Annotated in this window: 20 protein-coding genes; 7 read left to right on the forward strand and 13 right to left on the reverse strand. The window is 70.9% G+C overall.

What is annotated here, in order from left to right; all coding sequences use genetic code 11:
* Positions 1 to 27: 27 nt before the first annotated feature.
* Positions 28 to 1,275 carry a glycosyltransferase gene (locus tag RC2_RS04225; protein ID WP_068149640.1) on the reverse strand — a complete coding sequence of 416 codons (1,248 nt, stop codon included), beginning with the start codon at positions 1,273 to 1,275 and terminating at the stop codon, positions 28 to 30.
* Between the two features lie 234 nt (positions 1,276 to 1,509).
* On the reverse strand, positions 1,510 to 1,842 hold the full coding sequence (locus RC2_RS04230) for a DUF3140 domain-containing protein (protein ID WP_068149643.1): 333 nt from the start codon (positions 1,840 to 1,842) through the stop codon (positions 1,510 to 1,512).
* A gap of 68 nt (positions 1,843 to 1,910) precedes the next feature.
* Here RC2_RS04230 and RC2_RS04235 point away from each other — a divergent pair, with 68 nt between their 5' ends.
* Positions 1,911 to 2,720, forward strand: coding sequence for a PIG-L family deacetylase (locus RC2_RS04235; RefSeq protein WP_068149645.1), 810 nt, complete (start codon positions 1,911 to 1,913; stop codon positions 2,718 to 2,720).
* Between the two features lie 46 nt (positions 2,721 to 2,766).
* Here the strand turns inward: RC2_RS04235 and RC2_RS04240 are convergent, their stop codons facing one another.
* On the reverse strand, positions 2,767 to 4,785 hold the full coding sequence (locus RC2_RS04240; RefSeq protein WP_072681087.1) for an HNH endonuclease signature motif containing protein: 2,019 nt from the start codon (positions 4,783 to 4,785) through the stop codon (positions 2,767 to 2,769).
* Between the two features lie 200 nt (positions 4,786 to 4,985).
* Here RC2_RS04240 and RC2_RS04245 point away from each other — a divergent pair, with 200 nt between their 5' ends.
* Genes RC2_RS04245 through RC2_RS04255 form a run of 3 tightly spaced genes read left to right on the forward strand, consistent with a single transcriptional unit; the run spans position 4,986 to position 8,052 of the window.
* Positions 4,986 to 6,227: a glycosyltransferase family 4 protein gene (locus tag RC2_RS04245; RefSeq protein ID WP_068149987.1), complete on the forward strand. Its 1,242-nt coding sequence runs from the start codon at positions 4,986 to 4,988 to the stop codon at positions 6,225 to 6,227.
* Positions 6,221 to 6,958, forward strand: coding sequence for a class I SAM-dependent methyltransferase (locus tag RC2_RS04250; RefSeq protein WP_068149984.1), 738 nt, complete (start codon positions 6,221 to 6,223; stop codon positions 6,956 to 6,958). Before RC2_RS04245 ends, RC2_RS04250 begins: the two co-directional genes overlap by 7 nt.
* Entirely contained in the window at positions 6,955 to 8,052 is a 1,098-nt protein-coding gene (locus tag RC2_RS04255; RefSeq protein ID WP_068149980.1) for a prenyltransferase/squalene oxidase repeat-containing protein, read from the forward strand. The genes RC2_RS04250 and RC2_RS04255 overlap by 4 nt, the downstream gene beginning before the upstream one ends.
* On the opposite strand, the gene RC2_RS04260 is transcribed toward RC2_RS04255, so the two are convergent.
* The 7 genes from RC2_RS04260 to RC2_RS04290 form a co-directional block, all read right to left on the reverse strand.
* On the reverse strand, positions 8,028 to 8,672 hold the full coding sequence (locus RC2_RS04260) for a class I SAM-dependent methyltransferase (RefSeq protein WP_068149995.1): 645 nt from the start codon (positions 8,670 to 8,672) through the stop codon (positions 8,028 to 8,030). The two genes, RC2_RS04255 and RC2_RS04260, sit on opposite strands and share 25 nt — an antisense overlap.
* An 80-nt stretch (positions 8,673 to 8,752) precedes the next feature.
* Complete coding sequence (locus tag RC2_RS04265; protein ID WP_245810950.1) at positions 8,753 to 10,150, reverse strand: AMP-binding protein; 1,398 nt, start codon at positions 10,148 to 10,150, stop codon at positions 8,753 to 8,755.
* Complete coding sequence (locus tag RC2_RS04270; protein ID WP_068149977.1) at positions 10,140 to 10,784, reverse strand: energy-coupling factor transporter transmembrane component T family protein; 645 nt, start codon at positions 10,782 to 10,784, stop codon at positions 10,140 to 10,142. The genes RC2_RS04265 and RC2_RS04270 overlap by 11 nt, the downstream gene beginning before the upstream one ends.
* Positions 10,781 to 11,461 (reverse strand): energy-coupling factor ABC transporter ATP-binding protein, encoded by a 681-nt coding sequence (locus tag RC2_RS04275; RefSeq protein WP_068149974.1) that lies wholly within the window; start codon positions 11,459 to 11,461, stop codon positions 10,781 to 10,783. Before RC2_RS04275 ends, RC2_RS04270 begins: the two co-directional genes overlap by 4 nt.
* 13 nt (positions 11,462 to 11,474) lie before the next feature.
* Positions 11,475 to 12,596, reverse strand: a complete 1,122-nt coding sequence (locus tag RC2_RS04280; RefSeq protein ID WP_068149972.1) for a thiolase family protein — start codon at positions 12,594 to 12,596, stop codon at positions 11,475 to 11,477.
* The gene (locus tag RC2_RS04285; protein WP_068149970.1) at positions 12,593 to 13,174 is read right to left on the reverse strand and encodes a biotin transporter BioY; all 582 of its coding nucleotides are present in this window, start codon (positions 13,172 to 13,174) and stop codon (positions 12,593 to 12,595) included. Before RC2_RS04285 ends, RC2_RS04280 begins: the two co-directional genes overlap by 4 nt.
* Positions 13,175 to 13,243: 69 nt before the next feature.
* Positions 13,244 to 14,230 carry an NAD-dependent epimerase/dehydratase family protein gene (locus RC2_RS04290; protein WP_068149967.1) on the reverse strand — a complete coding sequence of 329 codons (987 nt, stop codon included), beginning with the start codon at positions 14,228 to 14,230 and terminating at the stop codon, positions 13,244 to 13,246.
* Between the two features lie 57 nt (positions 14,231 to 14,287).
* Here RC2_RS04290 and RC2_RS04295 point away from each other — a divergent pair, with 57 nt between their 5' ends.
* The gene (locus tag RC2_RS04295; protein ID WP_068149964.1) at positions 14,288 to 15,412 is read left to right on the forward strand and encodes a class I SAM-dependent methyltransferase; all 1,125 of its coding nucleotides are present in this window, start codon (positions 14,288 to 14,290) and stop codon (positions 15,410 to 15,412) included.
* A gap of 30 nt (positions 15,413 to 15,442) precedes the next feature.
* Here RC2_RS04295 and RC2_RS04300 read toward each other — a convergent pair whose 3' ends face one another.
* Positions 15,443 to 15,910 carry a hypothetical protein gene (locus tag RC2_RS04300; protein WP_068149961.1) on the reverse strand — a complete coding sequence of 156 codons (468 nt, stop codon included), beginning with the start codon at positions 15,908 to 15,910 and terminating at the stop codon, positions 15,443 to 15,445.
* Between the two features lie 219 nt (positions 15,911 to 16,129).
* Between RC2_RS04300 and RC2_RS04305 the strand changes: the two genes are divergently transcribed.
* Entirely contained in the window at positions 16,130 to 16,972 is an 843-nt protein-coding gene (locus RC2_RS04305) for a Bax inhibitor-1/YccA family protein (protein ID WP_068149959.1), read from the forward strand.
* Between the two features lie 219 nt (positions 16,973 to 17,191).
* On the opposite strand, the gene RC2_RS04310 is transcribed toward RC2_RS04305, so the two are convergent.
* Together RC2_RS04310 and RC2_RS04315 are read right to left on the reverse strand one after the other, a co-directional pair.
* Positions 17,192 to 18,409 (reverse strand): acetyl-CoA C-acetyltransferase, encoded by a 1,218-nt coding sequence (locus RC2_RS04310; protein WP_068149956.1) that lies wholly within the window; start codon positions 18,407 to 18,409, stop codon positions 17,192 to 17,194.
* Positions 18,410 to 18,469: 60 nt separating this feature from the next.
* The gene (locus tag RC2_RS04315; protein ID WP_068149954.1) at positions 18,470 to 19,456 is read right to left on the reverse strand and encodes an SGNH/GDSL hydrolase family protein; all 987 of its coding nucleotides are present in this window, start codon (positions 19,454 to 19,456) and stop codon (positions 18,470 to 18,472) included.
* 44 nt (positions 19,457 to 19,500) lie between these two features.
* Between RC2_RS04315 and RC2_RS04320 the strand changes: the two genes are divergently transcribed.
* The gene (locus RC2_RS04320) at positions 19,501 to 20,886 is read left to right on the forward strand and encodes a cystathionine beta-synthase (RefSeq protein WP_068149989.1); all 1,386 of its coding nucleotides are present in this window, start codon (positions 19,501 to 19,503) and stop codon (positions 20,884 to 20,886) included.
* Positions 20,887 to 20,896: the final 10 nt, after the last annotated feature.

Below are 20,896 nucleotides of genomic sequence, written 5' to 3' on the forward strand. Positions count from 1 at the left end.
GCGTTCGACCAACCATTCAAGCAGTCCTCACCGGACGGGGTCGAGTCGGCTGGTCGGGGCCTCGGCGGTGTCCGGTCCGTCGTCGGACTCCGGCGCCGGCATGGCCTCCGCGTAGACACGCTCGGTGTCCACGGCGATGTGCTCGAGCGAATACCGCGCGCGAGCACGGTCCGCCGCCGACATCCCGAATCCGGTGCGACGACCGTCGTCGTCCAGCAACCGACGCACGGCCTCGGCGACCGCGCCCGGGCTGCGCCGCGGAACCAGGACTCCGGTGACGTCGTCGATGACCGTGTCGAGCAAGCCGCCGACGGCCGAGGCGACCACCGGCGTCCCGCAGGCCATGGCCTCGATCGCGGAGATGCCGAACGGCTCGTACGCGGGCGTGAACACGGCCAGGTCCGCGGCGCGCCAGAAGTCCGGCATCCGGTCGCGGGGGATAGGACCGATACGCACGCGATCGGCGACGCCGTGCGTGCGCGCGAGATCGGTCAGTCGTCGAGCCTCCGGGTCGGACGCGACATCGGTGTTCGCGCCCGCGGCGATGCTCAACTCGGCATCGGGGATCGCCGCCAAGGCAGCGATGGTCATGTCGAATCCCTTCCGCGGCACCAGCCGACCCGCTGCGGCGAGACGGTGGCGGCGGGGCGGCCTGCCGGCCGGGGTGATCGGAGCCGGGTGGAACGTGTCGAGGTCGACGCCGGCCGGGATCACGGAGATGGACCGCCGCGGAACGCCGAGACGGACGAGGTCGCCGACATCCTCCGACGCGGTGGCCACGACCCGAGATGCGGTGCGCGCGAGCAGCTTCTCCACTTTGCCGCGGGCGACGGTGTCCGGACTGCGGTCACCGCGATACCGCCGGGCCGCCTCGGCCACCGTGTGGAACGTGATCACGGTCGGTATGGGACGCGATCGGGTGGCGAGTCGCGCGGCGAAGGCGGACGTCCAGTAATGGGCATGCACGACGTCGGGCCGCTCCACCGCCCAGCGGCTCGCGAGTCCGTCGGCGAAGTCGCCGAGGTGGGGAACGAGGGCTTCCTTCGCCAGAGGCCCCGGCGGCCCGGCCGGCACGTACGACACTCGGTAACCGCTCGCGGTGTCGACCTCGGACGGAGCCGTGGGGTCGGCACATCGGGTGTAGACGGTGACACTGTGACCTCGGCCGGTCAGAGCCATCGCCAACGCGTCGACGTGCGCGTTCTGGCCCCCGGAATCGATTCCGCCCAGGGGCGCCCGAGGATCGGCATGCGCGGACACCAACGCAACTCTCATGAGACATCCATCCCTGCTGCAGTCTCGACAACGGACAGCCGCTGGTGGATGAACGGCGAAGCACTGAACCGGAGACGTGGACATCCGGTCGTGGTCGTGGAATTGACCGTATCCGATCTTCGGAAACATCCACAGCCGGGTCGGCTACGAATGCTGAGCCGGGTCGGCTACGAATCCTTCGGCCGGTTCGGCTACGGGAGCCGCGCGTTGCTTGTGAGAGTGGCTGGTAGGGGCCTACTTCAGCGGGTCGTGGCCCCAGTTCATCAACGAGTACCGCCACCGTGAGTTCTCGACGTCCTTCTTCGGCCCTTGAGCGCTGTGCCGGTGGACGTAGCCGACCACTTTCTTCATCGTCGCGGCGTCGTCGTCGGTGAGATCCGCCTTCTTCGTGCCGAGGATGCGCACGATCTCCCGGCCCATGGCGTGCCCGGTGGACTCGCCGTCGGAGGAGTCGCCGACGGACTTCGACTCGTCGGTGTCGAGCCACTCGTCCAGTTGCGTGGCGGTGAGATTGACCGCGTCCTTCCAGTCGTCCCAGACGTCGTCGACCGTGGTGTCGTTGCTCATGGACACCGCGTTCCCGGCGGTCGGGCGGTCGAACCCTCGCGCGTCGGCTGCTGTGCTTCGATGGGGCGATGAGCACTCTGGTGTGTTTTCACGCGCATCCCGACGACGAGGTCTTCGGCACCGGGGGTGTCATGCGATCCGCGTCCGACGCCGGTCACCGGGTGATCCTGGTGACCGCCACCGACGGGGCGCTCGGAGAGGTGCCGGACGGGCTGCTGGACGAGGGCGAGACCCTGGTGCAACGACGGCAGGCCGAGGTGGCGGCATCGGCGGCGGTGCTCGGTGTGCATCGCGTGGTGAATCTGGGTTACGCCGACTCGGGAATGGCCGGGACGGAGGGCAATTCGGCTCCCGGAGCCTTCGCGACGGTGGACGTCGAGGAGGCGGCTGCGGCGTTGGCCGAGGTGCTGCGCGACGAGAACGCGACGGTGCTGACGGTGTACGACCCGAACGGCGGCTACGGGCATCCGGACCACGTGCAGGTCCATCGCGTGGGAACGCGGGCCGGTGCGCTCGCCGAGGTGCCGTACGTCTACGAGGCCACCATGAACCGGGACCACATGCGCATGTTGATGGAGGCCAACCCCGCCTGGAACGACCAGCCGGACGGTGCCGAGGCAGAGGGGTCGGGGCAGCGCCCGGACGTGGAGGCGTTCGGACTCCCGGAGTCGGAGCTGACCACTGCGGTGGACGTGACGGCGGTCCTCGATGCCAAACGCGCCGCGATGCAGGTGCACGAGTCGCAGATCGGCGATTTCGGCCCCTTCCTGGCGATGGAGCGTGACGTCCTGGCCGTGGTGTTCGGCACCGAATGGTTCCGTCGCGTCACGCCACCGGCAGCCGCCGGCGCGGCCAGGGAGACGGAGCTGCCGCTCTAGCCGACGGCCGACCCGTCGACACCGCGCGTCACCTGTAACCCGCCCGTCAGAACGGGGGTGGGGTGTCGTCGGGTGGGTGGAGCTTCATCGCGTTGCGGAGGCGGTTGCGGTTGCGTTCCTGTCGTCGGCGGGCGTGTTTCTGCTCGGTGCGTGGGGCGGGTCGGGGGCGTTCGGTGAGGCCCGGTCTCGGTGGTCGCGGCGTTGACGGGTCGGGTGGGTCGCCGAAGACGACGGTGTCCAGTCCCGGGTGGACGTCGTGGCCGGTGAACGCGGGCCCGAGGACGGTGCGTCCGTCGGGGATGGTGATGGTGCGGATCAGTCGGCTCGGATTATTCGGGTCGGGGTACTGGTCGTCGACGAAATCCCCGAACGTCTTCAGTAGGTGATGGAATCGGCATTTGGCGCCGAGTCCGGTCGCGTCGGTGCGCCCGCCCCGTTCGGGGTGGGTGTGGTCGTATTCGGTGATGTGGTCGAGGTCTGCCTCCCACGCCGGTCGGTTGCAGCCGGGCCAGGTGCAGAACTGATCCCTCGCCCGCACGTACGCATCGAGGGCGGCGGAGGGGCGATACGGGTTCGACGGCTGGGTCGCCGGGAGTGGGGTGTCGGTGCCGTCGCCGAGCGGGCGGATGACGGTGCGGGGGTCGGCGGCGAGGTCGCGGACGTGGGCGCCGGAGATGATGCCGATGCCGGCGAGGAATCCGACGCCGTCGACGGTGTCGAGACCGAGGGGCTCGTCACACCCCCGAATACGGGGTGCCTCGTCCTCGGTACCGGTGATATCCGCCGCGTCGTGCTCGGCGTCCTCGGTGTCGGTGTCGACCACGTCATCGGTCGCATCGGCGTCGGCGGTGACATCGGCTCGATCCTGTGACACCGGTTCCGGCGCAGGCTGTTCGACCGCCGCCGACTCGGTGGAAGTCGGGCCCGCGGCGGAGTCAGCACGGACCTTGGCGTCGCCGTCGACCCGATCCGGTGAGACCCGTCGCTCAGATTCCGTCGCCCCAGAATGTGTCGTCACCGACTCGGCCGTGACCGCATTCGCGGCGGGTTCGGGTTGAACCTCGGCGTCGCCCTCGGGCTGGGCCGCAGGGGTGGGTTCGGTGTTCGGTCGCGGCAGGTGTTGCGGCGACCTGCAGACCCGGTCGGAGTCCGGGGCGGGGACGGGGCCGGTGAGGGTGGTGGTGTCGGTGAGGAGGTGGATCACGATCCGCGGCGCGGTCGCCGCGAACGTCGTCGGGTCGATGTTCTTGTAGCGGCAGTCGGTGATGGGTCGGTCGCAGTCGCAGCCGAATTCGGTCCGGGTGAGCAACGCGTAGTGCGCATCGGAGGCCCGCGCGGCCTTGGAGCGGGTGTCCTTGGGGCACACCTGCGCCGCGAGGCGGTGGACCGCGGCGGCGGCGAGGGCGGTGTCCTCGGCGGGCCGGGTGTCCGTCGTCGTGGCCATCCCGTCCCGTCCGATCTCGACGGTGAACTCCCGGTTCCGCTTCGCTGCCTCTCGGCGTGCACGGACGGCGTCGGGGTCGCGGCGGTGCACCATCGTGTCGACCATGATCTCCATCCGCGCCGGCGACCACGACCCGGGTTTACGGAGGGCGCGGGCGATGTCGGCGTCGACCAACGCCGCGTAGCACTGCCCCTCGATCAACTCGGTGCGGGAGACGATGGTGCGGATGTGATGCGGGGTGACGATTCCGTCCCGCAGGCACTGCGCCACGAGAGGTAGCCGGTCGCGGAGGGCGACGGCGTCGGTGAGCAGGGTGCGGGCGGCGAACGGGGTGATCGACATCGTCGTGGCGATGGTGGCGGCGCAGCGGGTGAACGCGTCGAGTTCGCGGCGGTCCTCGTCCTCGAACGGTTCCACCAGTTCGGCGTGCATGGCGGCGGCGAGTTGGTATTCGAACCACTTCAGGTAGGACACCCCGGCGGCGGTGTGCACCAGGGCGTCCAGTGCCCGGGCAGAGGGGAGGTCGGTGGTGGCGGGCAGACCCAACGCGGCGTGATCCAGCGCCGCCCATGGCGTCGCCGCCGTGCTCGCCGCACCTGCCCCCACCTGCATCCCCACCATGTCGCCGACCCCCCAGTCGCTCGTATGTTCGATTTTACCGGCACCCACCGACACGATCCAGGACACGCACGCACGAACCCGGTGACGGCCGGAAAGTGGCGGACGCCGGGGTGAGTGCGCGATCGGTCCGCGTTCGAGTGGTAGACAAGTCGCACACCGGACATGGACGTGTCGGTGCACCACGACGGTCGGGGAGGCACGTGCGCATCGCTCTGCTGTCGTACCGGAGCAAGCCCCACGTGGGCGGTCAGGGCGTGTACGTCGCTCGGCTCGGCAAGGCGCTCGTCGATGCGGGTCACACCGTCGAGGTGTTCTCCGGGCAGCCCTACCCGGTGCTCGATTCCCGGATCGCGTTGACCCGCGTCCCCAGCCTCGATCTGTATCGCGAACCGGATCCGTTCCGTACGCCGCGGCCCTCCGAGATCCGTGACTGGATCGACGTGCTCGAGGTCCTGACCATGTGGACCGCGGGGTTCCCCGAGCCCCTCACCTTCGGCTTGCGGGCGGCCCGCCGTCTTCGCCGCCGCGCCGCGGATTTCGATGTGGTGCACGACAATCAGTCGCTGAGTTACGGACTGCTCCGGCTCCGGCAACCCTGGGTGGCCACGATTCATCACCCCATCACCCGCGATCGGGACCTGGACCTCGCCGCCGCGCCCTGGCGGCGTCGGATCACGCTGCGGCGGTGGTACGGATTTCTCGCGATGCAGCGGCGGGTCGCGCGTCGTGTCGGACACGTGATCACGGTGTCCCGAAGCTCGGCCGACGACATCGTCGACGCGTTCGGGGTGCGAGAGGACGTGGTGTCGGTGATTCCGCTGGGAGTCGACACCACCGTGTTCCGGCCACGCGGTGAGCGGGTGCCGGGTCGGGTCGTCGCCGTCGCCAGTGCCGACGTCGCCCTCAAGGGCGTCCGGCATCTGCTCGAGGCGGTGGCGAAGCTGCGCACCGAACGTGACGTCACGGTGGATCTGGTGTCGACCATCGACCCGGAAGGGCCGACGCGACGCACCATCGAGCGACTGGGGCTGGACGAGGCGGTGACCGTCCACGCCGGACTGACCGACGAGGAACTCGCGACGGTCCTGGCCGGGGCCGAGGTGGCGTGCGTTCCGTCGTTGTACGAAGGGTTCTCGCTGCCGACCGTCGAGGCCATGTCCTGCGGTACGCCCCTGGTGGTGAGTCGCACGGGTGCGATTCCCGAGGTGGTCGGACCGGACGGTGACTGCGCCGACCTCGTCGAGCCGGGGGACAGCGAGGCGCTCGCCGCCGCTCTGGCGACCATGCTGGACGACCACGATCGTCGCGTCGCCATGGGACAGCGTGGTCGCGCGCGAGCGGAATCGACGTTCTCGTGGCCGGCGGTGGCCGCCGCCACGGTGGAGGTCTATCGCGCGGCGATCGCCGCGCAGCACGAGAGGGAGCGACACCGCACATGTTGACGATGGACTTCGACCGACTCGGCTTCGGCGCCGGTGACCGGGTGATCGACATCGGGTGCGGACTCGGTCGGCACTCGTACGAGCTCTATCGGCGCGGCGCACAGGTCGTGGCGTTCGACCAGAACGCGGCGGAGCTCGACGAGGTGAAGGTCATGTTCGGCGCGATGGACGCCGAAGGGCAGGTGCCCGCGTCCGCCTCCGCGGAGACGGTGGTGGGCGACGCGCTCGCCCTGCCGTTCCCGGACGGTCACTTCGACGGCGTCGTCGTCTCCGAGATGCTCGAACACATTCCGGACGATCGCGCTGCCATCGCCGAGATCGCCCGCGTCGTCCGACCGGGCGGCACGGTGGCCGTCAGCGTGCCCCGGTGGCTGCCCGAGCGCATCTGCTGGGCGCTCTCCGACGAGTACCACGCCAACGAAGGAGGCCACGTCCGCATCTACCGGGCGAGCGACCTGCGCCGGGCGCTGAGTGACGCCGGGTTGGAGGTCACGCACACCCATCACGCCCACGCGCTGCATGCTCCCTACTGGTGGCTCAAGTGTGCGGTGGGGGTGAACGAGAACGACAACCGGTTGGTGCGCTCGTACCACTCGATGCTGGTGTGGGACATGATGAAAGCCCCCGCGGCGACGCGGTGGGCGGAACGACTGCTCGACCCGGTGATCGGCAAGTCGGTGGTGATCTACCTCCGCAAACCGCCGGCCGGCGGAGCCGAGGCGGTGTCGTGAGCCGGCCGACTCCCGACGTTCCGGCCGTCGCCGGAGTGCTCACGGCCGACCAGTGTCGTGCCACCGCCGCATCCATTGCGGCAGTGCAGCTTCGGTCGGGCGTCATCCCGTGGTCGCCCGCGGGACACGAGGACCCGTGGGACCACGTCGAGGCGGCAATGGCCCTGTCGGCGGCAGGTCTCACCGAGGAGGCCGACGCCGCCTACGAATGGTGTCGACGCACGCAGCGTGAGGACGGGTCGTGGCCCCTGCAGACCCGCGCCGGTGTCGTCGAGGACGCGGGCTCGGACACCAACTTCTGCGCCTACGTCGCGGTCGGGGTGTGGCATCACTTCCTGGTGACGGGCGACGACGCGTTCGCGCTCGCGCTGTGGCCGACCGTGCAGCGTGCCGTCGACTTCGTGCTGTCGCTGCAGACCGACCGGGGGGAGATCGGTTGGGCGGACGGGCCGAACGGGCCGAACGTCGACGCCCTGCTCACCGGCAACGCGAGCATCCACCACAGCCTGCGCTGCGCCCTTGCGCTCGCCGCGTACATCGGTGACCCGCAACCGGATTGGGAGGTCGCCGTCGGCCGGCTCGGTCACGTGCTGCGGCACCATCCGGACGCCTTCGTCCCCAAGACGACCTACGCGATGGACTGGTACTACCCGATCCTCGGCGGCGCGGTGCGCGGACCCGAGGCTCGGCGACGCATCGGCGCGCGGTGGTCCGACTTCGTCGTGGAGGGTCTCGGAATCCGGTGCGTCGACGACCGGCCCTGGGTCACCGGGGCCGAGACGTGCGAGCTGGTGCTGACTCTCGACGCGCTCGGCGACGATGCCGCCGCGCTCGAATTGTTCGGCGCCATGCAGCATCTGCGCGACGACGACGGCGCCTACTGGACCGGCCTGGTGTACGCCGACGGCAAGCGTTGGCCGGTCGAGCGGACCACGTGGACCGCGGGCGCAGTCATCCTCGCGGCGGACGCGCTCGCCCGCGCCACACCGGCGTCGGGCATCTTCCGCGGCGACGACCTCCCCACCGGACTGTCCGGGGCCCACCGCCGGTGTGGGTGCGCCGGTGAGTCCTACCCCGCGAGCGTGCCCGGCTGACCCTCGGTGCGGACCAGCACCCGGAGTGACCCGACGGCACGGACGTCGGTGAAATCGCCACCGGCACGGGCACGTTCGTAGATCAGGAACGGCGGACGTCCACCGTCGGCGGGGTCGGGGAAGACGTCGTGGATGACCAGCGCACCGCCCGGCTCCACCCACCGCGCCCATCCCTCGTAGTCGGCCGACGCGGCGGCCTCGGTGTGCCCGCCGTCGACGAACAGGAACGTCAGGGGTGTCCGCCAGAACGACGCCACGTCCGCCGATCGACCGACGACGCCCACCACCACGTCCTCGAGATCGGCGTCGGCGACGGTGCGGCGGAACGCCCCGAGCGTGTCGAGCTTGCCCACGGCCGGATCCACCAACGATCGGTCGTGGTACTCCCACCCCTGCTGATGCTCCTCGGACCCACGGTGGTGGTCCACGGTGACGATGCGCCCACCCGTCGCGCGAGCCGCTGCGCCCAGATAGATCGTCGACTTGCCGCAGTACGTGCCGATCTCGACACCCACACCGGCGCCGAGAAATTCGCGCGCGGCGGCGTGCAGGGCGAGGCCCTCGTCGTCGGGCATGAAACCGCGCGCCTCGCGGGCGTGGTGGAGGAGATCGGACGGCATCTCGGCGTCGGGCGCCGCGGTCGAGGTCACCCGCTCAGCCTATCGATCAGCTCAGCCTATCGATCAGCTCAGCCTATCGATCAGCTCAGCCTGTCGATCAGCGCCGGCACCGCCGACCGGTCCAGCTTTCCTCGCGGTGTTCGGGGCAGCGCGTCGGTCACGACCACTCGGGTCGGCCGCGACGGCACGTCCAACGACGTCCGGAGGTGCCGCCGCAGGGCGGCGCGGTCGACGGGTCCGTCCGTCACGATCGCCGCCACCGGAACCGCGCCCATCCGGGGGTGCGGCGCCCCCACGCAGGCCGCCTCGACGACCCCGGGGTACGACAGCAGCGCCCGCTCGACGTCCGCCGGCTCGACCTTCAGCGCCCCCCGCGAGATGGTGTCCGACACACGACCGGACAGGAACAGCCAGCGGCCTTCGACACGGCCGCGGTCGCCGACGTCGAACCACCCGTCGACGGGACCGTCCACCGGGAGCGACGACTCGTCGGTGAGGTAGCCGTCGAAGAGCATGTCGCTGCGCACGTGGACCACGCCGTCGTCGATCCGCACGTCGACGCCCGAGACCACCCGGCCCGACGACCCCGCGGGCACGGCGTCGTCCGAGGCCGCGACGGACACCAGGGACAGCTCCGACGCCCCGTAGAAGTGCACGACGCGCGCGCCGGGCAGTCGAGCGGCGAGCGACGCGCGCGCCGGTTCGGGCCAGAACGCGCCGGACGACAACACCTCTCGAACCGACTGCAACGGGCCGCCGAGTCCGGCGACGACGTCGACGGCCAACGTGGGCACCGTGTACAGGTGGGTCGGATCGGCCCCCGCGCCGTCCCCGGCGGACAGCGGGCGCAGGTCCACCGCGGCCCCTCGGCCCAGCGCGTGGATCACCCCGTACAGGAAGTGCGTGTGGTCGAGCACGCCGGGCGTCGCGACACGCGCATCGGCATCGATCGTGAACTCCTCGTCACTGCGATCGAGCGTGCGCGACCAGGACGACCGGGACCGCACGAACACCTTCGGTCGACCCGACGTCCCCGACGTCAGCCCCGCCAGCAACTCCGCGCTCTCGTCGACCGAGGGGAGCGCGGCGTCCCGGCCGCGCGCCACGTCCGACGGCGTCACCAGGGGACCGGCGTACCCGAGGTGCCGCAGGCGGGCATGCAGCCGCGGAGCGGCCACCACCTCCCGCGGTCCACCGACGGCCAGCACCGACGCCAGGCGGTCCGCGGTCAGGTGCCGATGCAACAGCAGTACCGAGGACCCGGCCCGGATCGCACCCAGCACGGCCGCCACCGACCCGACATCCGACGACGGCAGGACCGCGGTCCGCCGGTCGCCGACCCACCGCCCCGCGGCACGGCCCGACGCCTCCCACAGCTCGCGGTACGTCGTCGACCTCGTCGCATCCACGAGGGCGACCCCGTCGGGCCGGTCCCGCGCCCACCGCCCGATGCGGGCGTCGATCGGCTCACCGATCACGGTCGTCCCCGTCGTCCGCTTCGTCTCCGTCGTCTCCGTCGTCCACGCCCCTCGCGACGAGGCTGTCGCCCAGGGCGTCGGCCGTCCGCAACGCCCGCACCACGACGGGTGTGGCCAGCGCCGCGACGGACCACTGCAGTCCCCGTGCCTTCCGCGCCTCCGACACCTGCCGGACGATGTCCGTGAGTACCGGCACCAGTCGGATGGTCAGCGCGAGCAGCAGACCCACCCGATCGGGATCGACGCCGACTCGCCGCAGCGGCCCGAGCGCGCGGCCGACGGTGTCGAGCATCGCCGTGACTCTCGTGGTCAGCGTCACCAACCCGGCGGCGCCGACGGTCGCCAGGAGGACGCCGCACACCACCGTCGCGCGGGCGGGAGTGGTCAACCACACCTGGAACGCCGCGATGACGACGATCATCCACAGCAACGGCCGCAGCTGCGCGAGCAGCACGCGCGGACCGAATCCCGCCACGGCGTACGCCGCGGTCACCGCGACGAGCGCGGCGGCGACGTCGACGGGCCGCCGGACGAGGACCAGGATCGCGATCACCGCGGCCATGAGCAGCAGCAGCTTCGCCCCCGCGGGCAGGCGGTGCAGCAGCGACGTCCCCGGTCGGTACAGGCCGATCATTCGAGCAGTGCCCGGTACGCCGGGATCGCCTCCGCGGGGGGTCCGTCGAACGCGATGCCGCCGTCGTGCACGACGACGACGCGATCGACGTCCGCGAGCAGATCGAGGTGATGGGTGACCACGACGAGCTGGAGGTCCAGCTCGGCCAGCACCCGGCCCACCAACCGTGTGTTGCGCAGGTCCAGCAGAGTGGTGGGCTCGTCCGCCACCAGGATCTTCGGGCGGCGAATCACCACGGCACCGATGGCCAACATCTGCTTCTGCCCGCCGGAGAGCAGATGGGCGGGGTGATCCGCGTGTCCGGCCAGGCCGAACCGCTCGAGCGTCTCGGCGACGCGGTCGGCCACCTCTGCCTTCGAGGCGCCGCTGCGGCGTAGCGAGAACGCGAGGTCCTCCGCGACGGTCGGCATGACGATCTGGTTGTCGGGGTCGGTGAAGACGAACCCCACCCGGCGTCGGACCGCCGCCCCCTTCTTCGCCACGTCGAGGCCGTCGACCACCACGCGTCCCGACGTCGGCGTCACCAGACCGTTGATCATGCGGGCCAGCGTCGACTTGCCGGACCCGTTGGATCCGACGATGCCGATGCGCCGCTCGGTGAGCGTCAACGACACCTCGCGCAGCACGGGCCGGTCGCCGTAGCCGTGCCGGACCTTCTCGAACCTGATCTCGCTCACGCCGCGTCCCCCGTCACGCCGAGATCCTCTCGACGACCATGGCGATGCCCTGGCCGCCGCCGATCGCACAGGCCGCCAGCCCGAGCGCCGAGGGGAGTCCGTCGCCACGCGTCATACGAGCAGCCAACCGCACGAGCAACAGCGCCCCGGACGCGCCCCACGGATGACCCAGGGCGATCGCGCCGCCGTCGGGACACACGCGGTCAGGATCGAGGCCCGCCCGATCGATCACCGCGAGGGCGACCGATGCGAAGGCCTCGGTGATCTCGATCGTGCCGAGGTCGCCGACCGTGCAGCCGGCCCGTCGCAACGCCGCGTCGATCGCCGGCACCGGCGCCAGACCGGGCAGCGCCGGGTCCGCACCGGCGACGGCCCACGAGCGCACCGCCAGGCACGGGCCCTCGGCGCGATCGCGCGTCGTCACGGCCAGCACCGCGGCGCCGTCCGAGATCCCGCAGGAGTTGCCCGCCGTCGCCGTCCCGCCGTCACCGAACGCGGCGGGCAGGCGGGCCAGGCGCTCCGCGGTGAGTCCGGCGCGGATGCGGCGGTCCCGCGTCTCGCCGTGCAGCGGCACGATCTCGTCGGTGAAGTCCGCGGCCGCAGCCAGCCGGTGGGAGCGGGCCGCGTAGGCATCCTGCTGCGCGCGGGTGATCCCCAGGGTGCGGGCCAGGTCGTCGGCAGCGGGACCCATGTCGGGGTCCGGGGTGCCGACCGGGGTGAAGGGCGCGCGGGTGTAGCGCGTCGGGGCACCGTCGCCGACCGGGGGCCACGAGCGCCACGGGGCGGTACTCGCCGATTCGACGCCACCGGCGAGGACGAGCTCCGCATCGCCCGCCCGGACCCGCGACGCCGCCTGGCCGACGGCGTCCAGTCCGGACCCGCACTGCCGGTCCACGGTGACGCCGGGAACCTCGTGCCCGAGTCCGGCCTGGAGTGCGGCGACGCGGGCGACGTCGCCCCCGGGACCGAGGCAGTTGCCGAGCACGACGTCGTCGATCGGGCCGAGGTGCGCCACCCGATCGGCTACGTCGGTGAGCACGGCGGCGGCCAGATCGGCCGCGGTGAGGTCGCGGAACCCGTGTCCGGCGGTACCGACGGGGGTGCGGCGGGCGGCGACGAGGACGGTGTCCCTCACACCGCTGTCGTCGTCCGTCGCGGAGCGATCAGGCCGGGGTAGGCGCGGTGCACGCCCTTCGCGACCACGGTGGCGACGACGACCTTGACGAGGTCGCCGGGGATGTAGGCGCCGGTGGAGGCGATGGCCGCGCCGACACCGAGATCGGTGCGCAGGAGCAGTCCGAGAACGCCGAGGACGTAGATGACGAGGATGCCGCCGACGACGTTGATCGCCAGCCCGGCCCACAGCGGGTAGCGGGGAACGATCAGTCGCGTCGCGGCGCCGATGACGGCGGCGCCGGCGACCCAGCCGACGAGGTAACCGACCGTGGGTCCGGCGAAGACGCCCAGTCCACCGCGTCCCCCGGAGAGCAGTGGCAGACCGATGGCGACGAGGGCGAGCAGCACGAGAACGGCGCCGGCGCCCTTGCGTGCGCCGAGGATCGCCCCGGCCAGGATCACGCCGAGCGTCTGCAGCGTGATCGGGACGCCGCTGATGCCGACGGTGATGGCGCCCGGGAGTCCCAGAGCGGCGATGAGGGCGGCGAACACGGCGACCTGCGCGAGGTCGCGAGCGGTCAGGCGGGACGAGGACACCGAGGCTCCTGTGGTGGTCGGACGAGGACTTGAACGGTGTTCAAGTCGGCCCAACCTAACAGGAACGCCTCAGAGCGACGCGACCAGTTCCTCCAACGTGCGCTGCGACGAGTACCGCGGATGCCATCCCAACTCTCGCTTGGCCTTCGAGGTGTCCATGACCACCGACGTCCGCGCGACGTGGATCCACTCGACCAACGACGGGACGAACGGCAGTCGCCGCAGGGTCGCCGAGGCCGCAGTGCCCAGCACCGCCGGGACCCGGACCGGAATCGCGCCGAGCGCTGAGGCCACCGTCGACAACGTCACAGTGCCGTCGCCGGCGATGTTGAAGGCACCCGGTTCCGCGTCGGTGGTGACCGTGACGGCGATCGCCGCGGCGACGTCGTCGTGATGGACCAACTGCAGCGGATGACCCGGATCGGGGAAGACGGGCCCGGGGACCTTGCCGATCAGTGAGCCGAGCGGACCCGGCAGAGCCGACGCGAGCTGACGCCACGGCATCGAGTCCGCCAGTGCCGGCGCCTTCGGGCCCGCGACGATGCACGGCCGCAGCACGAACACCTCGAGGTCCGATCCGCCGGTCACCTCGGTGAGGACCCGCTCCAGTTCGGCCTTCTGCTCGGAGTAGTAGTGCTCCGCCGATCCCCGCGTCGTGGTGTCCTCGGTGAGCGGCGTGCGGTTGTCCGCGTGGTAGCCGTACGCCGCCACCGAGGAGGTGTAGACCAGGCGCGTCGGGCGCTGCGCCGACACCGTCGCCTCGAAGACGTTCCGGGTGCCCTCGAGATTGATGCGGGCGCTCTCCGTCCGCGAACCCATGATGAGGAACGCGAGGTGCACGACGACGTCCGCGTCGGCCACGAAGTCCTCGACCGCCGCACGGTCGAGGATGTCCCCTCGGCGGTACTCCGTCTTGGTCCACCCGTGCGCGGACGGGTCGAACGGTCGACGGGCCATACCCAGGATGCGATCGACCCCCGCGTCGCGCTCGAGAGCGTCGACGGTCGAGATTCCGATCTCGCCGGTCGGTCCGGTGACGGCCACGGTGATTCCCATGTCCGACAGATGCCCCCGAACGGGTCGTCTCAAGCGTCCCGGTGCAAGGATCGACCCATGGCCGACCTCTCCGCGGTGCTCGCCTCACTTCGTCGGGCCCCGGACGTCGAGGCGGACAACCTGACCGCCGTCGACGCGTCGGACCGTCTGATCCTCGCGGAGGCCGACGCCGCGTTGGCCGAGGTGGACGGTGACCGCGTGGCGGTCGTCGGCGACCGGTACGGGGCCCTCACCCTCGGCGCCGCGGCTGCGCACGGGCTGACCGGCATCAGAGTGCACCAGGATCCGATCACCGGTGAACAGGCGACGGCGCGCAACGCCGCTCGGCTGGACCTGGACTCGGTGTACCGCAACCACGACCTCGACGAGGCGCTGCTTCGCGGCGCCCGCGTGGTGCTGCTGCAGTTGCCTCGGGGTCTCGCCGAGCTGACCGAGATCGCGGAAGCCGTGGCGCGCTGGGCCGACCCCGCGGTGACGGTGTACTCCGCCGGCCGGCTCAAGCACATGTCGCGATCGATGAACGACGTCCTCGCGCGCAGTTTCGGCGAGGTGGCCGCCACTCGAGCCGCCCAGAAGTCACGTGGACTGATCGCGCGCGGACCGGTGCGCACCGACCCGCCGACGTTCCCCGCACGCACGACGGTGCCGGAGCTCGAGCTGACCGTCGTCGCCCACGGCGCCGTCTTCGCCGGCGGCGCCCTCGACGTGGGCACTCGCGTGCTCCTGCGACACGTCGACCGCGTCGCGCCGGACGCCCGCCGCATCGTCGACCTCGGATGCGGCACAGGGCTTCTCGCGATCGCCGCCGCCCGCGCCCGGCCGGAGGCGACGGTGGTCGCGAGCGACCGGTCCGCCGCCGCCGTGGCATCCGCGCGAGCGACCGCCGACCTGGCGGGGGTGACCCTCACCGTGCGGCGCGAGGACGCGCTCGCCGACGAGCCCGACGCCGGAGTCGACGTGGTGCTGTGCAACCCGCCGTTCCACGAGCACACGGCCGTCCACACCGGTGGCGCGGAGAAGCTCGTCCGCGCCGCCGCGCGAGTCCTGCGACCGGGTGGCGAGATGTGGACCGTCTACAACGGTCACCTGCACCACCGGGGGTTGCTGGCGCGCACCGTCGGGCCGACCGAGATCGTGGACCGGACCCCGAAATTCGTCGTCACGCGCAGCGTGCGGGTGTGACGGTCACGCGCAGCGTGCGGGTGTGACGGTCTACTCGAAGAAGGACCCGGCGTCCTCGGGGGTGCCGTCGATCTGGCCTCGGTGCGTGGCCGAGTTCTCCACCACGACGCCGTCGACGATCTCGGCCTCCTTGTCGGGGTTCGCTGCGTCCGCACCGTCGACCTCGTCGGCGATGTAGTCGTTCTCGTCCGGACTGTCCACGACGCGGTCGACGAGGTCCTCCGTGAGGTCGTCGTCGGGCGTCGCCGCGACGGGGATCTCGGGGGCGTCCTCGGGTTGGACGTCGGGGACCTCCTCGGCGAGCTTCTGGTCGAGGGACTCGCCTTCGCGCGCCTCGCGTTCCGTGGTGCCGAACTTGTCCGCCTCGGCCCAGGAGTCCGGCGGGGTCACCACGTCGTCGACGTCGTCGGTTCCGCGCACTTCGTCGGAATCCAGGCTCTCGCTCGGATCGAGGGTGTCGCCCGGGCCGTCTTCGATGCCGCCGTCTTCGATACTCATGACCGTTCTGTTGCCGGTCGGTGGAGGGGCGAAACCCGCACTCGACTCGACTTCGACACACGTCGACGGGGCGCGTCCTAGTACAGTCCGTTTTGTCCGATCGATGTCCGGACGCCGGGAACTCTCCGGCGGGGCCGGTCGTTGAACGGTTCGACAGGCGACCGACCCCGCCGCCCACGGCGAGCGAGGGTCGATCCACACACGAAAGGGAGAGACACGGTGCGCACTTCCAGCAACCCGGTGTTCCGCAATCTGCCCAAGCAGACGGGGGGCGGCTACGCCTCCTTCGGTTCGGCCGCCGCCGGTGCCGGAGCGGCCACCCAGCAGTTCGGTCAGCCGGCCCCGCAGCCGTACACGACCGCGGACTCGCAGCGGGCCATGACGATCGACGACGTCGTCACCAAGACCGGTGTCACGCTCGGCGTCCTCACCGTGACGGCGATCATCTCCTACGTCATGGCGAGCAACAATCCGAGCCTCGCCCCGATGTTCGTCATCGGCGGCGGCCTGATCGGCTTCGTCCTGGTCCTCGTGGCCACCTTCGGTCGCAAGATGGACAACCCGGCGATCGTGCTCGCCTACGCGGCATTCGAGGGCGTCTTCCTCGGTGCGCTGTCGCTGCTGTTCACGGGTCCGATGTTCGGTGTGAACGACGGCAGCGGACTGATCGTTCAAGCCGTGCTCGGCACGTTCGGTGTGTTCTTCGGCATGCTGATCGTCTACAAGACGGGTGCCATCCGCGTCACGCCGCGCTTGACCCGCATGGTGATCGGCGCCCTCATCGGTGTCGTCGTGCTCATGCTCGGCAACCTGATCGCGTCGTTCTTCATGGACGGTGGCTTCGGTCTGCGTGACGGCGGACCGATCGCGATCATCTTCAGCCTGGTCTGCATCGGTATCGCCGCGTTCAGCTTCCTGCTGGACTTCGACCAGGCGGACCGGCTCATCCGCGCTCAGGCTCCGGCCAAGGCGGCCTGGGGCGTGGCCCTCGGCCTCACCATCACCCTGGTCTGGCTCTACATCGAGATCCTGCGTCTGCTGAGCTACTTCCAGAACGACTAGCACCACACGCACACCAGCCCCCGACCTCGTGGTCGGGGGCTGGTGTCGTTCGTGGGTGGTGCATCCCGACGAGCCGTGGACCCGTCGACGTCGATGCCCGAGCCGTGGGCTCGACTCGCGCATCGGCGCCGGGTGCTAGCGGGGCACCTGACGCTCACCATTCCCGGTCCCGGGGACGTTCAATCCTGGTCGGGAACCGGGGATGGCGTGCGCGGCCCGTCAGCTGAGGCGCTCGAGCACCATCGCCATGCCCTGACCGCCGCCGACGCACATCGTCTCGAGGCCGAACTGCTTGTCGTGCGCGCGGAGGTTGTTGAGCAGCGTCGCGGTGATGCGCGCGCCCGTCATGCCGAACGGGTGACCCAGCGCGATGGCGCCGCCGGACACGTTGAGCTTGTCCTCGTCGATCTTCAGTTCGCGAGCCGACCCGATGACCTGCACCGCGAACGCCTCGTTGATCTCGACCAGATCGATGTCGTCGATCGTCTTGCCCGCCAACGCCAGAGCCTTCTTCGACGCCTCGATCGGGCCGAGTCCCATGATCTCGGGCGACAGGCCGGAGACGCCGGTGGACACGATGCGCGCGAGCGGGGTCAGGCCCAGCTCCTTCGCCTTGGTGTCGGACATGATCACCAGCGCGGCCGCACCGTCGTTCAGCGGGCACGCGTTGCCGGCGGTGATGGTGCCGTCGGGACGGAAGACGGGCTTCAGGCCCGAGATCTTCTCGTACGTGGTGCCCGCGCGGGGGCCGTCGTCGGTCGACACGACCGTGCCGTCGGGGAGGGTGACCGGGGTGATCTCGTTCTGGAAGTGACCCCGAGCGATGGCCTCCTCGGCGCGGTTCTGGCTCCGCACACCCCAGTGGTCCTGCTCCTCGCGGGTGATGCCGGTGATCTGGGCGACGTTCTCCGCCGTCTGGCCCATGGCGATGTAGGCGTCGGGCAGCAGGCCGTCCTCGCGGGGGTCGGACCAGGTCTGTCCGCCCTGCGCCAGCTTCTCCGTGCGAGCCTGCGCGTCGGCGTAGATCGGGTTGTGGGTGTCCGGGAGCGAGTCCGAGGTGCCCTTGACGAAGCGCGACACCGTCTCGACGCCGGCGGAGACGAACACGTCGCCCTCGCCCGCCTTGATCGCGTGCAGGGCCATACGAGTGGTCTGCAGCGACGACGAGCAGTACCGCGTGATGGTGGTGCCCGGCAGGAAGTCGTAACCCAACTGGATCGCGACGTTGCGGCCCAGGTTGAAGCCCTGCTCGCCGCCGGGGAGGCCCACGCCCATGATCAGGTCGTCGATCTCGGTGGGGTCGAGGGCGGGCACCTGCGCCAGCGCCGCGGCGACCATCTGCGCGGCGAGGTCGTCCGGACGGATGTCCTTGAGCGACCCCTTCATGGCGCGTCCGATGGGGGAGCGGGCGACGGACACGATCACGGCCTCTGGCATGGGATTCCCTTCGTCTTCGAACAGGTCGGTGGTGTAATGCGATAGTGGAACACGGTTCTGTTAGTCGAGACTAACCCGTGGCCCCCACCGCAGGACACGTCTGTTGGCCGCCGCGGTCAGACGGGACACCATCCGGCGCTGTTCCGCGACCTCCGACTTGTCGGGCAGCGTCGGCAGCGGACCACCCGACCACTCGCCCAGGGCGGCGGCGAGGACGGGCAGGATCTGCCGCGCGGCCAGTTCGTACCCGGCCGCCGACGGATGGAATCGGTCCGCGGAGAACAGTCGGTCCGGGGCGGCCAGGAACTCCGGCGCGAGGAGGTCCGCGAGGGCGACGGGGTGGCCACCCGCGGCGAGGGTCGCCGACGTCTGGGCACGCGCGAGCCGGTGGCCCCAGGTGCGGACGACACTGCGGAGCGGCTGCGGAATCGCCGTCACCACGCCGAGATCCGGGCAGGTGCCCACCACGACGACCGTGCCCTCCGCACGCAGTCGGCGCACCGCCGTCCCCAACCGGGCCGCCGACGCCGCGACGGCGTGCTTCTTGGTGACGTCGTTCGCCCCGATGAAGATCACCGCGGCGTCGGGCGGCCTGCCGGCCACCAGCATCGCGTCGACCTGCCCCTCCAGGCCCTTCGACGTCGCGCCGGGAATGGCCTTGGTGGACAGACGGATCCGCTTCCCGGTCTCGTCGGCCAGGCCGCGGGCGACCAGCACGCCGGGCACCTCCTGTGCGGCGGTGCATCCGATGCCGGCGGCGGTGGAATCGCCGAAGATCATCAGGTGCAGGTCGTACGGCACGCCGGGACCGGGGCGTTCGGGGTTCTCGGCGCCGGGCGCGTAGACGCCGTCGGCCTCCGGCGGCTTGCTGGTGGTCCGGCCGATGACGACCCGCGCCGCCGCGGCCTGCGCCATGAGATGGCGGTAGGCCGCCCAGGACAACGTCGTCGCGCCGGACCCGGCCACCACCGTCGCCGCACCGGCCTTCGCCGCGCTACGCCACCCCCCTGATCCGGTTCCCGTCGATCGCCCCGCCTGCCCAGTCACGTGTCCGATTCTAGGTGCGCGCCCGAGTCTGGGAGGATGGCCGCATGCGCATTGCGAACAGCGTCGTCGACCTCATCGGCAACACCCCGCTGGTGAAGCTGAACACCGTCGTGGCCCCGGGATCGGCCCTGCTGGCGGCCAAGATCGAGTACCTCAACCCGGGTGGCAGCTCGAAGGACCGCATCGCGGTGAAGATGATCGACGCCGCGGAGGCGGCGGGCGAGCTGAAGCCCGGCGGCACCATCGTCGAGCCGACGTCGGGCAACACCGGCGTCGGACTCGCCCTCGTCGCGCAGCAACGCGGCTACAAGTGCGTCTTCGTGTGCCCGGACAAGGTCGGCGAGGACAAGCGCAACGTCCTGCGCGCCTACGGCGCCCAGGTGGTCGTGTGCCCCACCGCCGTCGCGCCCGAGGATCCGAACAGCTACTACAGCGTCTCCGATCGCCTGGTGCGCGAGATCGAGGGCGCCTGGAAGCCCAATCAGTACGCGAACCCCGGTGGGCCGCAGAGCCATTACGAGACCACCGGCCCCGAGATCTGGGCCGACACGGACGGGAAGATCACGCACTTCGTGGCGGGCGTCGGCACCGGCGGCACCATCACCGGCACCGGTCGCTACCTGAAGGAGATGTCGGGCGGGAAGGTCAAGATCATCGGCGCCGACCCCGAGGGCTCGGTGTACTCGGGCGGCACGGGCCGGCCCTACCTGGTCGAGGGTGTGGGCGAGGACTTCTGGCCGTCGGCGTACGACCCCTCGATTCCCGACGAGATCATCGCCGTCTCCGACGCCGACTCCTTCGAGATGACGCGTCGCCTCGCCCGTGAGGAAGGTCTGCTGGTCGGCGGATCCTGCGGCATGGCGATGGTGGCGGCCCTGCGGGTCGCGGAGCGTGAGGGCCCCGACGCCCTGGTCGTCGTGCTGCTGCCCGACGGTGGCCGCGGCTACCTCGGCAAGATCTTCAACGACAAGTGGATGAGCTCCTACGGATTCCTCCGCACCCCCCTCGAGGGAGAGAAGGTCGAGCCCACCGTCGGCGACGTGCTGCGCGGCAAGTCCGGCGCGCTGCCCGATCTGGTGCACACCCACCCGTCGGAGACGCTGCGCGACGCCATCGAGATCCTGCGCGAGTACGGGGTCTCCCAGATGCCCGTCGTCGGGGCGGAGCCGCCGGTCATGGCCGGTGAGGTCGCGGGCAGCGTCAGCGAGCGCGACCTGCTCTCGGCCGTGTTCGAGGGCCGCGCGGCCCTCTCCGACGCCGTCTCGGAACACATGAGCGCCCCGTTCCCGTTGATCGGTGCGGGCGAGTCCGTCACCGCGGCCACCAAGCAGCTCGGGGACACCGACGCCGTGATGGTGGTCGAGGACGGCAAGCCCGTCGGGGTCATCACCCGACACGACCTGCTCGGGTTCGTCAGCGCAGGCGCGTAGACACGCCACG

It is taken from the genome of Rhodococcoides corynebacterioides NBRC 14404 (genome assembly GCF_001894765.1).
Classification (GTDB): domain Bacteria; phylum Actinomycetota; class Actinomycetes; order Mycobacteriales; family Mycobacteriaceae; genus Rhodococcoides; species Rhodococcoides corynebacterioides.

Excerpts from the sequence above, each read along its gene's own strand:
- RC2_RS04240 (WP_072681087.1), bottom strand. The coding sequence starts at position 4,785 with ATGGTGGGGATGCAGGTGGGGGCAGGTGCGGCGAGCACGGCGGCGACG.
- RC2_RS04290 (WP_068149967.1), bottom strand. The coding sequence starts at position 14,230 with ATGGGAATCACCGTGGCCGTCACCGGACCGACCGGCGAGATCGGAATC.
- RC2_RS04230 (WP_068149643.1), bottom strand. The coding sequence starts at position 1,842 with ATGAGCAACGACACCACGGTCGACGACGTCTGGGACGACTGGAAGGAC.
- RC2_RS04270 (WP_068149977.1), bottom strand. The coding sequence starts at position 10,784 with ATGATCGGCCTGTACCGACCGGGGACGTCGCTGCTGCACCGCCTGCCC.
- RC2_RS04320 (WP_068149989.1), top strand. The coding sequence starts at position 19,501 with ATGCGCATTGCGAACAGCGTCGTCGACCTCATCGGCAACACCCCGCTG.
- RC2_RS04300 (WP_068149961.1), bottom strand. The coding sequence starts at position 15,910 with ATGAGTATCGAAGACGGCGGCATCGAAGACGGCCCGGGCGACACCCTC.
- RC2_RS04235 (WP_068149645.1), top strand. The coding sequence starts at position 1,911 with ATGAGCACTCTGGTGTGTTTTCACGCGCATCCCGACGACGAGGTCTTC.
- RC2_RS04260 (WP_068149995.1), bottom strand. The coding sequence starts at position 8,672 with ATGCCGTCCGATCTCCTCCACCACGCCCGCGAGGCGCGCGGTTTCATG.
- RC2_RS04310 (WP_068149956.1), bottom strand. The coding sequence starts at position 18,409 with ATGCCAGAGGCCGTGATCGTGTCCGTCGCCCGCTCCCCCATCGGACGC.
- RC2_RS04225 (WP_068149640.1), bottom strand. The coding sequence starts at position 1,275 with ATGAGAGTTGCGTTGGTGTCCGCGCATGCCGATCCTCGGGCGCCCCTG.
- RC2_RS04250 (WP_068149984.1), top strand. The coding sequence starts at position 6,221 with ATGTTGACGATGGACTTCGACCGACTCGGCTTCGGCGCCGGTGACCGG.
- RC2_RS04295 (WP_068149964.1), top strand. The coding sequence starts at position 14,288 with ATGGCCGACCTCTCCGCGGTGCTCGCCTCACTTCGTCGGGCCCCGGAC.